The 14048-nt window shown below is 45.9% G+C and carries 8 protein-coding genes and 1 pseudogene; 8 read left to right on the top strand and 1 reads right to left on the bottom strand.

The genetic code is table 11. From position 1 onward, the window contains the following. The first annotated feature begins 94 nt into the window (after positions 1–94). The 5 genes and pseudogenes from treR to ACR1R9_RS13860 all read left to right on the top strand — a co-directional run bounded on the left by treR (position 95) and on the right by ACR1R9_RS13860 (position 7542). Positions 95–804 (top strand): annotated as a pseudogene (gene treR, locus ACR1R9_RS13880) (trehalose operon repressor). A gap of 362 nt (positions 805–1166) precedes the next feature. After that, the gene (locus tag ACR1R9_RS13875) at positions 1167–2099 is read left to right on the top strand and encodes a glycoside hydrolase family 5 protein (protein WP_433923715.1); all 933 of its coding nucleotides are present in this window, start codon (positions 1167–1169) and stop codon (positions 2097–2099) included. Between the two features lie 249 nt (positions 2100–2348). Further along, positions 2349–4418: a bifunctional aldolase/short-chain dehydrogenase gene (locus ACR1R9_RS13870; protein WP_175382638.1), complete on the top strand. Its 2070-nt coding sequence runs from the start codon at positions 2349–2351 to the stop codon at positions 4416–4418. An 18-nt stretch (positions 4419–4436) separates the two neighbouring features. After that, complete coding sequence (gene rhaA / locus ACR1R9_RS13865) at positions 4437–5708, top strand: L-rhamnose isomerase (protein ID WP_326064424.1); 1272 nt, start codon at positions 4437–4439, stop codon at positions 5706–5708. A gap of 160 nt (positions 5709–5868) precedes the next feature. Further along, positions 5869–7542 carry a ribonuclease J gene (locus ACR1R9_RS13860; RefSeq protein WP_433923389.1) on the top strand — a complete coding sequence of 558 codons (1674 nt, stop codon included), beginning with the start codon at positions 5869–5871 and terminating at the stop codon, positions 7540–7542. A gap of 142 nt (positions 7543–7684) precedes the next feature. On the opposite strand, the gene ACR1R9_RS13855 is transcribed toward ACR1R9_RS13860, so the two are convergent. Then, entirely contained in the window at positions 7685–8767 is a 1083-nt protein-coding gene (locus tag ACR1R9_RS13855; protein WP_076291089.1) for a bifunctional 3-deoxy-7-phosphoheptulonate synthase/chorismate mutase, read from the bottom strand. A gap of 578 nt (positions 8768–9345) precedes the next feature. Here ACR1R9_RS13855 and ACR1R9_RS13850 point away from each other — a divergent pair. The 3 genes from ACR1R9_RS13850 (at position 9346) to ACR1R9_RS13840 (ending at position 13968) form a co-directional block, all read left to right on the top strand. After that, positions 9346–10329, top strand: coding sequence for a LacI family DNA-binding transcriptional regulator (locus tag ACR1R9_RS13850; RefSeq protein WP_099854535.1), 984 nt, complete (start codon positions 9346–9348; stop codon positions 10327–10329). Positions 10330–10498: 169 nt separating this feature from the next. Then, positions 10499–11974 (top strand): glycoside hydrolase family 32 protein, encoded by a 1476-nt coding sequence (locus tag ACR1R9_RS13845; RefSeq protein WP_433923390.1) that lies wholly within the window; start codon positions 10499–10501, stop codon positions 11972–11974. Between the two features lie 26 nt (positions 11975–12000). Then, the gene (locus ACR1R9_RS13840; RefSeq protein ID WP_433923391.1) at positions 12001–13968 is read left to right on the top strand and encodes a sucrose-specific PTS transporter subunit IIBC; all 1968 of its coding nucleotides are present in this window, start codon (positions 12001–12003) and stop codon (positions 13966–13968) included. The last annotated feature ends 80 nt before the right edge of the window (positions 13969–14048 follow it).

Here is a 14048-nt window from a genome sequence, read left to right as displayed (position 1 = left end):
CTCCTCAGCAACCACATTATCCGTTATTCGACTTTTAATGTTATAATAGGTTGCCAATATGATAAAAAAGGGTAATGGACAGTGGTGATGAATGATGAATAATAAATTTATCCGAATCTATGAAGATATTGCAGCTCGTATTCGGACTGGAGAAATTGAAGCAGGTACGTTGCTTCCCTCGGAACTTGATTTATCGGAAAGTTATCAAACGTCTAGAGAGACGATTCGCAAAGCGCTGAAAATGCTGTCTGAAGAAGGTTATATTCAGAAAATTCAAGGTAAGGGCTCCATTGTGCTGGATATACGTAAAATTGATTTTCCTATTTCAGGCCTCGTTAGCTTCAAGGAACTGGCTAAAAAAATGGGACATCGGGCCAAAACGTACGTTAAAGTTTTTGAAGAAAAAAAGGTTGATCAAGCCTTGTTCAAGAAAATCAATTTTGGTCTGAATGAAAAGGTCTGGGAGATCAGACGTGTACGGAAAGTGGATGGCGAACATGTCATTCTGGATAAGGACCATATAAGCCAGAAGCTTATCCCTGGTTTGAGCAAGGAAATATGTAATGACTCCATCTTTGAGTACATTGAGGAGGAGCTCGGGCTGACCATCTCTTTTGCCAAAAGGAAATTTTGGTGGAGGAGCCTACCGCTGAGGATAGGGAATTGCTTGATCTCGAAGGGTTCCACAATGTAGTTGTGGTTAGGAGCCAGGTTTACCTGGAGGATGCCAGTCAATTCCAGTTCACAGAGGCAAGGCATCGCCCGGACAAGTTCAGATTTGTGGACTTTGCCCGGCGTAGATGATATCCATTGACCATGCATATGAAACAGAGAGTACCTATTCACTTCTTTTAGGGGTGAACGAGGTGCTCTCTTTGTTTTGAACAAAATAAATTCCTTATCATGGTAAAAATAACTTGACCAGTAAGCGTTTTCATTTTATTATATGTCCATAACCTTAACGATTAAGTAAATAAAATTAAATTATGTGTATTACATAAAGTTATTTATTTATAATAATAACTTTACAAAATTATGATTTACTTTTGATTTTAGTTAACTTATTGCCTTGAGCAGGGTTAATTGAAATAAACAAAAAATGTAGGAGGTTCTAACGAATGGTCAAGTTGCAAAAGTGTACAGTCTTTACCGTAATTGCTGCACTTATGTTGGTGATTCTGGGGAGTGCTGCCCCCAAAGCGTCTGCTGCTACAGGATTTTATGTAAACGGAGGCAAATTGTACGATTCCACTGGCAAGGCATTTGTTATGAGAGGTGTCAATCATGGACATTCATGGTTTAAGAACGACCTGAACACGGCGATTCCTGCGATTGCCAAAACAGGTGCCAACACCGTACGGATTGTGCTCTCCAATGGCGTGCAGTACACGAAAGACGATCTGAACTCTGTTAAGAACATCATTAATGTTGTAAGCGCAAACAAAATGATTGCGGTGCTTGAAGTACATGATGCAACAGGTAAGGATGACTATAATTCGTTGGATGCAGCAGTGAATTACTGGATTAGCATCAAGGAAGCACTCATTGGTAAAGAAGACAGAGTTATCGTAAATATCGCGAACGAATGGTATGGAACATGGAATGGTAGTGCCTGGGCTGACGGATACAAAAAAGCAATTCTGAAGCTGAGAAATGCCGGTATTAACAATACATTGATCGTGGATGCAGCGGGCTGGGGGCAGTACCCGCAATCCATCGTGGATTATGGACAAAGTGTATTTGCAGCCGATTCGCAGAAAAACACCGTATTCTCGATTCACATGTATGAATATGCCGGTAAAGATGCGGCAACCGTTAAATCCAACATGGAAAGCGTATTGAACAAAGGTCTGGCCCTGATCATCGGTGAGTTCGGTGGATACCACACGAATGGGGACGTCGATGAATATGCGATCATGAAATATGGTCAGGAAAAAGGGGTAGGCTGGCTCGCATGGTCCTGGTATGGCAACAGCTCTGATTTGAACTATTTGGACTTGGCTACGGGTCCTAACGGAAGTTTGACATCCTTTGGAAACACAGTGGTTAACGATACTTATGGAATTAAAAACACTTCAAAAAAAGCAGGGATCTACTAGGATATATAGGGTCTAGCTTTTCGAAAAAGATTCATCCAATCAACTAGCGATATTAAGCTTATTCTGACCCAAAAATCTCTTCCAAACACTCTGACCAACACGTCAGGGTGTTTTTTATTGAAAGAAAAATCATTAAAACAGAACTCTTTTGAATTTTTCCGTTTATATTTAAAATCTTTTGTTTTCAAAACAAAACAAAGATGATAAACTCTGATTAGGAATAAAACAAACATTATCGGAGGGGAACAAATGGTACAGAGTTTATGGAATTCATCACAGGCTTCGGAGAAAACAACCGGACTGGAGCAACTGGTCTACCGATCCAATTTGATTGGGTCAGATCGTCGTGTATGTAACATTTTCGGAGGCAACACGTCTACCAAAACGACGGTGAAAGATTTTCGCGGCCGTGATATAGAAGTGATGTATGTAAAAGGCAGTGGATCTGACCTGGCTTCCATGCAGGCGAAACATTTTACAGGCCTTGGACTCGAAGATATTCGTCCATTAATCGAACGTGAATCCATGTCGGATGAAGAGATGGTCGAATACCTGGGTCATTGCATGATCGATTCCAAACACCCGCGTGCATCCATTGAGACGTTGCTGCATGCATTCCTTCCATATAAACATGTGGACCATACCCATCCGGATGCGATTATTAGTCTGTGTTGTGCAGATAACGGAAAAGAACTGGCGAAAGAGATTTACGGGGATCGATTTGTTTGGGTTCCTTATGTGCGTCCCGGATTCACACTATCCAAGATGATTGCTGAAAGCGTATTCTCGAATCCGAATGCCGAACTGGTTTTGATGGAGAAGCACGGACTGGTGACTTGGGGAGAAACATCAGAAGAATGTTACGCGCAGACGATCAAAATTATTAATGAAGCGGAAGCTTTCATTGAAGCACGTGTTGACGAAGGAAGCCTGTTTGGCGGAGAGAAGCATCCTGCGCTTGAGGCAGAAGTTCGTCGCCAGATCGTATCCAAAGTAATGCCAACCATTCGGGGAGCGGTATCCGATAGCAAAAAAATGATTTTGTCCTTTGACGATCAGGAGGATGTGCTTGCCTTTGTTGGTGGAGTCGATTCGCCGAAGTTGTCACAGGTAGGTGCGGCGTGCCCGGATCATTTGGTGCATACCAAAGTGGTACCTCTATTCATCGATTGGACACCGGACGCGGAGGATATTGAAGGGCTGAAATCCAAGCTGGTGGAAGGCGTGGCCGCCTACAAAGAACAATATCAACAATATTTTGAGAGCAACAAAAATGATGGCGACGTAATGTTTGAAGCCGCACCTCGCGTCATTCTTATCCCAGGTGTGGGCATGATCAACACAGGCAAGAGCTGGGCACTATCCCAGGTAAGCGGTGCATTGTATCATAGAGCCATTGCCGTGATGCGCGGTGCGACAAGTCTGGGCCAATTCGTATCCCTCAGCGCCAATGAATCCTATAATGTGGAGTACTGGCCACTTGAGCTTTACAAATTATCTCTGGCTCCGGCGGAGACTGAGTTTTCCCGCAAAGTGGCGTTTATTACTGGGGGTGCCGGTGGAATTGGAAGTGAAACTGCACGCAGATTAGTATCCGAAGGGGCACATGTCGTTCTTGCGGACCTTAACCTTGAAGGGGCTCAGAAGGTAGCTCAGGAAATTAACGATCAATATGGTGCTAATCGCGCATATGCATTGAAGATGGATGTAACGGATGAGGAAGCTGTGCAATCTGCGTATGCGGAAGTTGCCGTACAATATGGCGGCGTGGATATTATCGTGAACAATGCAGGCCTGGCTACCTCCAGTCCATTTGACGAAACATCGTTGAAGGAGTGGAACTTGAACATGAACGTGCTGGGTACGGGGTACTTCCTCGTGGCGCGTGAAGCCTTCAAGTTGATGAAACAGCAGGGGATTGGCGGTAGTATGGTATTTATCGGATCCAAAAACTCAGTCTATGCAGGAAAAAGCGCCTCAGCTTACAGCTCAGCCAAAGCACTCGAGGCTCATTTGGCCCGCTGCATTGCGGCTGAAGGTGGGGAATACGGCATTCGTGTAAATACGATTCTCCCCGATGCCATCCTGCAAGGTTCAGCGATCTGGAACGGCTCATGGAGAAATGAACGTGCAGCAGCCTATGGTATCGAACCGGACCAACTGGAAGAGTACTATCGTAAACGTACAACTTTGCTCGTCAATATTTATCCGAGAGATATTGCGGAAGGCATCGCCTTTTTTGCCTCTTCCAAATCGGAAAAAACAACAGGTTGCATGATGACGATTGATGGCGGTGTTCCAGCAGCATTTACACGATAATAAGGAGGGTTCTCGCACATGGAAAATCAGGTCAAGCAAGCATATGAAGCAGCCAAATCATTATATGCCCAGCATGGAATTGATACGGATGAAGTGCTGAAGAAACTCGCGGAGATCAAAGTGTCTGTACACTGTTGGCAAGGGGACGATGTGAAAGGTTTTCTGAATAAAGACGGTGAACTTACGGGCGGAATATCCGTTACAGGTCAATATCCGGGGGCTGCAACGACACCTGCAGAGCTTCGGGCAGATCTGGAGCAAGCCTTCTCGATGATACCCGGCAAACATAAGGTCAATTTGCATGCCATCTATGCGGATACGGACGAACAAGTGGAGCTGGATCGAATTGAGCCGAAGCATTATGAGAACTGGGTGAAATGGGCCAAAGAACAGGGGCTCGGTCTGGATTTTAATCCAACCTGCTTTTCACATGAAAAATCAAGTGACGGCTTCACGCTAAGTCATTCCGATCCGGAGATTCGCAAGTTCTGGATTGATCATTGCAAAGCATCCCGCCGCATTGGCGCATACTTTGGTGAGCAGCTGGGTCAGACCTGTGTAACCAATGTGTGGGTACCAGACGGGTTCAAGGATAATCCGGTTGATCGGATGACACCGCGGAAGCGGTTGAAAGATTCACTTGATGAAGTGTTTGCCGAGAAGCTTGATCCGAAGTATCATCTGGATGCGGTCGAGAGTAAGCTGTTTGGCCTCGGTTCCGAAGCGTATGTCGTTGGTTCTCATGAATTCTATATGGGATATGGACTGCAAAATGATACGTTAATCTGCCTCGATGCCGGACATTTTCATCCAACGGAAGTCATATCCAACAAACTATCTTCACTGGCCCTGTTTACCAATGGCATTCTTCTGCATGTCAGCCGTCCAATGCGTTGGGACAGTGACCATGTTGTCATTATGGATGATGAGTTGCTGGAAATTGCCCGCGAATTGGTACGTCATGATCTGCTTCCAACGACACATATCGGACTCGATTTCTTTGATGGAAGCATCAACCGGGTTGCTGCGTGGGTAGTTGGCACACGCAACACGATTAAAGCACTGCTGCGTGCGATGTTGGAACCTGTGGATGCTCTGAAATCAGCCGAGCTGCAAGGGGATTACACCCTTCGCCTGGCTTTGACAGAAGAGTTTAAGTCCTATCCTTTCGGCGCGATCTGGGATTATTATTGCGCCCAGCAGAAGGTACCTGTACGTGAACAGTGGATCGCTGAGATCAAAACCTATGAGCAGGAAGTTTTGCTTCAACGAGATAAATCTTTCGTATAGGATGATGCTGGCCACAGTGGAGAAGTTCTCCGCTGTGGCTTTTTTGCATGGAAACAGCTCAGAAATGCATAACTGCGGTCAGAATTTCCATACTAAAAATACATAGAAAAATGCAAAGTATCAATGCTATTACTGCAACGCAGAGGAGGATGCATCCGATTTGAATCTCGCCCACAACAAATTGTACATTGCGGCACTTGGCGGTTTGAATGAAATAGGCAAGAACATGTATCTTATCCAATATAATCAGGACATCATTGTCATCGACTGTGGCTCCAAATTCCCGGATGAAACCCTGCCGGGCATTGATCTCATCATTCCGGATGTGACGTATCTGCTGGAAAATCAGGACAAGGTAAGGGCGCTTGTGGTTACTCATGGACATGAAGACCACATTGGCGGCATTCCTTATCTGTTAAAACAAATCAATATCCCGGTGTATGCATCCAGACTGACACGAGGATTAATTGAACTAAAACTGAAAGAACATGGGCTGCTGCGCAAAGCAGATCTGCATACGGTTGATTCCAAATCCAGCATTACGCTGGGTGGAATTCAGGTTTCATTTTTTGCGACGAGTCACAGCATACCGGATTGCTTGGGTATTTTTTTTCAGACACCTGGGGGAAATGTCGTCCATACCGGGGATTTCAAGTTTGATATGTCACCTGTAAATGGGCCGTATCCCGATCTGCATCGTATGGCCGAGATTGGCAAACAAGGTGTACATGTGCTGTTGTCCGAGAGCACCAATGCAGAGAGACCCGGGTTCACCCCTTCAGAGCGTGTTGTAGGTGACCATATATTGGACGCGTTTATTCGTTCCAAACAAAAAGTGTTTATTTCAACCTTTGCGTCCAACGTAAGCAGGGTTCAACAAATTGTAAATGCAGCATTCGAGACGGGGCGCAAGCTGGCTCTGCTGGGCAGAAGCATGATTAATGTAGTGTCCGTAGCCAGTGAACTGGGATATCTGGATGTACCTGAGGGGCTGCTCATTGAGGCCATTGATTCGGACCAGTTTCCACCTGATGAGGTCGTTGTGCTCTGTACGGGAAGTCAGGGTGAAACGATGGCTGCTTTATCCCGTTTGGCCGCCTCCAAACATCCTCATGTGAAAATCGCACCTGGAGATACCGTTATTATTGCAGCTGGGGCGATCCCGGGGAACGAACGCAATCTTGCGCATGTCATAGATAATCTGTATGTGCTCGGAGCACGTGTCATTTACGGTTCAAGTGGCGCAGCAGGTATGCATGTATCAGGACACGGCAGCCAGGAAGAACTCAAACTGATGCTGACCCTGATGAAGCCTGATTACCTGATTCCAGTTCACGGTGAGTTCCGCATGCTGTATCAGCATAGACAATTGGCGGAGTCCGTAGGGATCGAACGGGATCACGTATTCATCGTGAACAATGGGGATATGATTCAGTACAAAGACGGCGTGGCTTCTCCTGGTCCCAAAATTGCTTCAGGCAACAGTCTGGTCGACGGTCTGATCATGGGCGATGTCGGGAATATCGTGCTGCGTGATCGACGGCAGCTGTCATCTGATGGAATGCTGGTGATTGTCACTACGTTGAGCAAAACAGAGAAACATATGGTGACAGCACCTGAGATTATTTCCAGAGGTTTTGTGTTTGTGAAGGATGCCGAAGAATTCATGAAAGAGATTCATGAGCTGGTTCAGAACAAGATGGATGAGTTAACCGGAAGCGGAGCGAATCAGTGGAATGTGATCAAAAGAAAGCTGAAAGACGAGATCGGTCATTACATCTACGCTCAGACGAAGCGAAGACCGATGATCCTGCCCATTATTATTGAGGTTTGAGTAAGTGGAGCAGAGTCGATGTATAGCGATTAAGATGAGAATTAAAATTAAGATTATGATGTTCAAAAGCCTGAGAAATGTAGGATCATACCGTTTTTCGTATGAACCACACATTTCAGTCAGGCTTTTATTGTTAATTAACCTATTGATCCTTAAGCAATCCAGATTGTCTCACAGAGGAGAGGAACTGATGGAACTGCTCAATGTTTAATTGCTGTGCGCTATCCGAGAGGGCTACCGCCGGATTTGGATGAACCTCAACCATAACACCATCTGCACCTGCTGCAAGAGCTGCCTTGGCACATGGGGCAAGGATATCTTTACGCCCGGTAGAGTGGGTGACATCCACAAGCACAGGCAAATGGGTTTCTTGTTTCAGAATCGGTACAGCAGAGATGTCTAGTGTGTTTCGTGTTGCTTTTTCATAGGTGCGAATGCCGCGTTCAATCAGCATAACCTGTTTGTTTCCCCGGGAGACAACGTACTCCGCAGCATGAACGAATTCATCAATGGTTGCCGCCAAACCACGTTTCAGCAGAATAGGAATCTTAACATCCCCGGCAGCCTTGAGCAGTTCAAAGTTTTGCATGTTACGGGCACCAATCTGGATGACATCAATATACTGGCCAGCCAGTTCAATATGACTTGGATGCACAATCTCACTAATGGTCTTCAATCCGAACTCGTCGGCAACTTCCTTCAGAATTTTCAATCCTTCGATTCCAAGTCCCTGGAAGTCATATGGGGAAGTACGAGGTTTAAATGCTCCTCCGCGCATCACGGTAATGCCGGCTTCTTTCAGTGCTGCTGCGACCTCGCGTACCTGCTCATAACTTTCAACCGAGCATGGGCCAGCAATCATAATGGGTTTGCCTGCGCCAACCTTGACGTTTCCGATGGAAACGACAGTATCTTCTTGCTGATTTTTGCGGCTAACGAGCAGCTGTTTCTTGTGTTCGTCAACCTGAAGGTTCAGGGAAGCCTGGAAAATCTGTTTGAACAGAAGTTTGATGGCATCGTCTTGGAAAGGCCCCGGATTAGCGGCAGTTAGTTCCTCCAGCATTTCTTTTTCGCGAACCGGATCAAACTTGGGTACACCTTGTTTTTCCTTGATTTGACCAATTTCCTGTGTAATTTGGGCACGTTCTGACAACAAGTGCAGGAGGTTATGATTAATTTCACTCAATCGGCCTCTTAATTGTTCCAAGTTCTTGCTTTGATCCATACTGATCTACTCCTTCAATTTAGATTTATGAAAAAACACAAAAAGGCCCTTCATCCGTAAGGGACGAAGAAGCCGTGGTACCACCCTAATTAGAAACGGTCTGCTGATTGAATACAGCTGATCTGTTTCTCACTTTGACCTTTTAACGCAAGGAACGGATTGTCCTAGAAGCTATATCCAAGAGGAGCAGCTCTTCAGCAATCGGCTCGGGAGTGAACTTCGGCGGCGTGTTCCTTTCGGGTGCTCTCAGTCTTTGGCACCGCGTCCCTGTAATGAACGATAACTCCGCGTACTCTTTCCGTCATAGCCTGTATGAATAATGATGTTCTGTTCTGTATTTCATGATGCACGTTATGAATTGAAGTTATACTAGCATCTCATGTTCCTTGTCTGCAAGAAGCTGAATTAATGCCATGCATCAATAACGCTTTACCGTGACGCATTATCCATGTGCTTCCAGTGTTCTGTGAGATTTACTAATGACTTCATGGGAATAGTATTCGCAAGGGTTTGCCATTCGAAGTATAATATAAGGTAATATAAGTGAATTCAAGCGAATGAGAATAAGAGGAGAAGTTATGAATAAAACGATTTCGGATATCGCCCAAATGGCAGGCGTGGCGAAGAGCACAGTCTCTCGTTTCCTGAATGGTGGTTCTGTTAGCGACGATACACGGGAAAAAATTGAGCGCATTATTAAACAATACAATTACGTACCCAATACGTTTGCACAGAGTCTCAAGGCCAAAAAAACCAGTATTATTGGAACGGTTGTTCCTCGTCTGGATTCCTTTGCAACCTCTCAGACATTGATCGGTATCGATGAAGAATTAAGAAATAATCAGTACCAGATGCTGATCGCGAATACGAGCCAGGATATGCAGCGCGAGATCGACGCCATATATGACTTTGCCAGACAGAAGGTATCCGGTATTATTCTGCTTGCCGCAGAAGTGACGGATGCACATCTGAAAGCTGTTGAAGACATCGGAATTCCGGTGCTATTGGTAGGACAGCAGCATGAACAACTGCACAGTCTGGTTCATAATGATGATCAGGCAGGGTATGAGATGGGTAAGCATGTTGTGGAAAAGGGCCACCGGAAAATTGTCTATATTGGCGTTACCGAGAGAGATCAGGCGGTGGGTATCCATCGCAAACAGGGGTTCAAGCGTGCGATCGACGAATGTGGCGGATGTGATGTGACGTATTATGAGACAAGCTTCAAAATGTCCGAGGCGATCATTACCGCAGAAGCGATTTTGAAAGAAAGCAAACCGACCATTATTGTGGGCGCAACAGATAACATCGCACTGGGTGTGATGAAGATTGCTTTTTCCAATAAGATACAAATTCCTCAGGAATTATCGGTTACCGGATTTGGCGGTTATGAAATTACCGAGATGATTCATCCTACACTAACGACAGTAAAATATCATTATTTTGAGGCAGGTCAAGTGGCGGCCCAGCACATTATTCGTCTGGTAAAAGGCGAGCCAGTGGAGCAGTGCACGATCCTTGATGTGGAGATTATTCCACGAGAAAGCGTTGACAAGATATAAATGAATCCTTTATGATAATTCCATCGAACCGGTTCCACACCAGATGTCCACTACGGATATGGGAACACGGTGGCAGGCGAAAAGCCATATGGAATTATTTTTTTGAGTTTGTTGGAACCGGTTCCTCTGATTTGGGTTTTACTTTTAGCTAGGATGGAGAACACTTTTTATGAAAATGACTAGAGAGCAACGCTACAGACGAATCGAGCAGGCAGAGCCTGGAGAAATAGGCAAGCTGGAAGCTTTGATCTCTGCTTGTCCATGGAGACAGCATTACCATATCCAGCCGATAACCGGACTGCTTAATGATCCTAACGGATTCTCCTATTACCAGGGATATTATCATCTGTTCTATCAGTGGTTCCCGCTCGGCACCGAGCATGGAATGAAGTATTGGTACCATACCCGTTCAACGGATCTGGTGCATTGGGAAGAAGTCGGAATCGGAATCCAGCCGGGCGACACATATGATTCACACGGGGCATATTCGGGCAGTGCTATTGAAAAAGATGGCCAACTCCATCTGCTATACACGGGCAATACAAGAGATGAGGACTGGATCAGACATCCGTATCAGTGTCTGGCGATTATGGATGAAAGCGGTTCAATAACCAAAGTGCATCAACCTGTGATCACAGAAGTACCTTCTGGCTACACGGAACATTTCAGAGACCCCAAGGTTTGGCAGCAGGGTGACACGTATTATTGTGTGATTGGAGCACAGCGTGTAGATGAAACGGGATGCACGGTATTATATCGCTCGTCAGATCTCAAAAACTGGACGTTTCTTGGTGAGATTCATACTGGGCTACCTAACTTTGGCTACATGTGGGAGTGCCCCGATTATCTGGAGATGCAGGGTCAAGGTGTACTGATCTTTTCGCCACAAGGAATAGAGAGTCATGAAGATGAGTATCAGAATATTTTTCAGTCGGGCTATCTGATTGGCGAACCACTGGATCTTCAGACAAGGCAATTCGAACATGGTTCATTTCATGAGATGGATCGGGGATTCGACTTTTATGCCCCACAGACGATGCAGGCGTCGGATGGAAGACGAATTTTGGTGGGCTGGATGGGACTTCCCGATTTGGAGTATCCGACAGATAAGAGTGGATGGGCACATTGCCTGACGATTCCGCGGCAGTTGTCACTCCGGGAGGGTAAGTTAATTCAGCAGCCAGTCTCTGAAATGGTGAAGCTGCGTGGGGATTCTGAGGGGAATCATATGGAATTCACAATGAATCATGAGACTCGATCTTTCGCAGACTTTGCTGGATTGGCTTATGAATTGGAATGTGAGATCCGTGATTTTGACGCAGAGGTTGTAGGCATTGAATTGCGGGCGAGTTTAGAGGAGAAAACCGTGTTGCAGTATGATCGGTTGGCACAGAAAGTAACCCTGGATCGCTCGCAGTCAGGCGCCACGCTCGCGGATCAGAACGGGAATGTACGGCGCTGCGCATTGAATGCAGACGTGCTGAAGTTCCATATCTTTGTGGATTCTTCTTCTGTTGAGATCTTTGTCAACGATGGAGCAGAGGTATTTACAAGCCGTATCTTTCCAAGCAAGGATAGTACGGAGATTCGCTTCTTTGCACTTGGAGGTAAGGCAGGATTTAAGGCATCAAAATGGGATTATTAGATATAACGTGAGAGGAATGAAGGACCATGTCGGATAATCAGCAGATTGCCCAGGACGTTATTCGTGCCATCGGGGGCAAAGAAAATATCGCATCATTTGCACACTGTGCAACACGTCTTCGGATCATGGTGAATGACAAGGACAAGATCGATCAGAAGCAGGTCGAGAACATCGACAAAGTTAAAGGAGCCTTTTTCAACTCTGGCCAGTATCAGATCATTTTTGGAACAGGAACGGTGAACCGGATATTTGAAGAGGTCGAGAAGCTGGGCATCGAAGGGTCTTCCAAGGAAGATGTGAAGAGTCAGGGCAAGAAGGAAGGCAATGCTTTTCAACGGGCCATTCGCACGTTCGGTGATGTTTTTGTACCAATTATCCCTGTGCTGGTAGCAACGGGGCTGTTCATGGGTTTGCGAGGGCTGCTCACTCAAAATGAAATTTTATCACTTTTTGGTGCAACACCGGAGGACATTTCACCCAATTTCCTCTTATTTACTCAGATCCTGACGGACACAGCATTTGCATTTCTGCCTGCACTCGTAGCCTGGTCTGCATTCCGTGTGTTTGGCGGGAGTCCGGTTCTCGGCATCGTTTTGGGTCTGATGCTTGTGAATCCGGCGCTGCCGAATGCATACGCTGTGGCCGATGGATCAGCACAACCGCTGCACATGTTCGGATTCATCCCGGTAGTCGGATATCAGGGTTCCGTGCTGCCTGCGTTCTTCGTCGGATTGATCGGAGCGAAGTTTGAGAAGCTTCTGAGAAGACGCGTACCAGAGGCGCTTGACTTAATTCTTACCCCTTTTATTACACTGACGGTTATGATTACGCTGGGCCTTTTCGCAATTGGTCCGGTATTCCATTCTCTAGAGGAGTGGGTGCTGCATGGAACGACAGCCGTATTGGGACTTCCATTTGGTATTGCGGGCATTATTATTGGTTTCTTCCATCAAATTATTGTTGTTACCGGTGTACATCACATCTTTAACTTTCTGGAGATTCAATTGCTGGAGAAAACGGGCTTTAATCCGTTCAACGCGATTATTACATGTGCTATGGCTGCGCAAGGAGCAGCTTGTCTGGCAGTGGGGTTGAAGACCAAAAATACAAAGCTGAAAGCACTCGCACTGCCTTCGTCATTCTCTGCATTTCTAGGGATTACTGAACCTGCAATCTTCGGGGTTAACTTGCGATACATGAAACCGTTCATCATGGGTCTCGTCGGGGGTGCTGTCGGTGGATTTATCGCATCTTTGTTCCATTTGCAAGGTACAGGTATGGCGGTGACGGTTATTCCGGGCACGCTGCTGTATTTGAATAGCCAATTGCCTTTATACATTTTGTCCAACGTGGTAGCAATGGGTATTGCATTTGCACTTACCTGGTTCTTCGGATATAAGGATCAGCCGGTTGCGGAGGAAGTTCCGAGCAATGCAGGAGATGAGAGCAAGACGGAAGTTCTGTCGCAAAATTCAAACTCATCTGCCAGCCAGGCCGTTAACCATCGCACCAAGGTAGATATGTTGGAAATTGCATCACCGATCACTGGTACAGCTGTTGCTTTGGAGCAGGTTCCTGATCCTGCATTCTCGGAAAAGCATATGGGAGAAGGGATCGCTATCGAGCCTTCTGAGGGTAAAGTATTTGCACCTTTTGATGGTGTCATCGCTCATGTGATGAATAAGAGCAAACATGCGGTAATCCTGGAACATGAAACCGGCGTTCAAATGCTTGTCCATATTGGGATTAATACCGTTGGACTGAAGGGGGAGGGGTTTACCGCATATGTGAATAGCGGAGACACCGTAACCGCAGGACAACTGTTAATTGAATTTGATATGGAAGCGATCCAGGCTGCCGGACTGCCATTGATTACACCTGTGCTCATCCCGAATGGGAACGAAAGCATTGAACAGGTGATGCCAACTATGACAGGCCCAGTTCAAGCTAATGGAGAAGCACTAATCGTTGTGAAATTTACTGAACCACAATAAGCGTAAACTTTTGAACAAGACAGGTCGGAAAATGCAAAGAGACCCGGTGTATATCACCAGGGTTTCTTTGCACTTTTATG

Origin of the sequence: Paenibacillus taichungensis (genome assembly GCF_050994985.1) — a bacterium.
GTDB classification, from domain to species: domain Bacteria; phylum Bacillota; class Bacilli; order Paenibacillales; family Paenibacillaceae; genus Paenibacillus; species Paenibacillus taichungensis.
The sequence above is the reverse complement of the archived record's forward strand: the minus strand, read 5'-3'. Positions and strand labels throughout refer to the sequence as shown.

What these genes read in the sequence shown, in the direction of transcription:
- ACR1R9_RS13855 (WP_076291089.1), bottom strand. Translation starts at nt 8,767, where the DNA reads ATGGATCAAAGCAAGAACTTGGAACAATTAAGAGGCCGATTGAGTGAA.
- ACR1R9_RS13845 (WP_433923390.1), top strand. Translation starts at nt 10,499, where the DNA reads ATGAAAATGACTAGAGAGCAACGCTACAGACGAATCGAGCAGGCAGAG.
- ACR1R9_RS13850 (WP_099854535.1), top strand. Translation starts at nt 9,346, where the DNA reads ATGAATAAAACGATTTCGGATATCGCCCAAATGGCAGGCGTGGCGAAG.
- rhaA (WP_326064424.1), top strand. Translation starts at nt 4,437, where the DNA reads ATGGAAAATCAGGTCAAGCAAGCATATGAAGCAGCCAAATCATTATAT.
- ACR1R9_RS13870 (WP_175382638.1), top strand. Translation starts at nt 2,349, where the DNA reads ATGGTACAGAGTTTATGGAATTCATCACAGGCTTCGGAGAAAACAACC.
- ACR1R9_RS13840 (WP_433923391.1), top strand. Translation starts at nt 12,001, where the DNA reads ATGTCGGATAATCAGCAGATTGCCCAGGACGTTATTCGTGCCATCGGG.
- ACR1R9_RS13875 (WP_433923715.1), top strand. Translation starts at nt 1,167, where the DNA reads ATGTTGGTGATTCTGGGGAGTGCTGCCCCCAAAGCGTCTGCTGCTACA.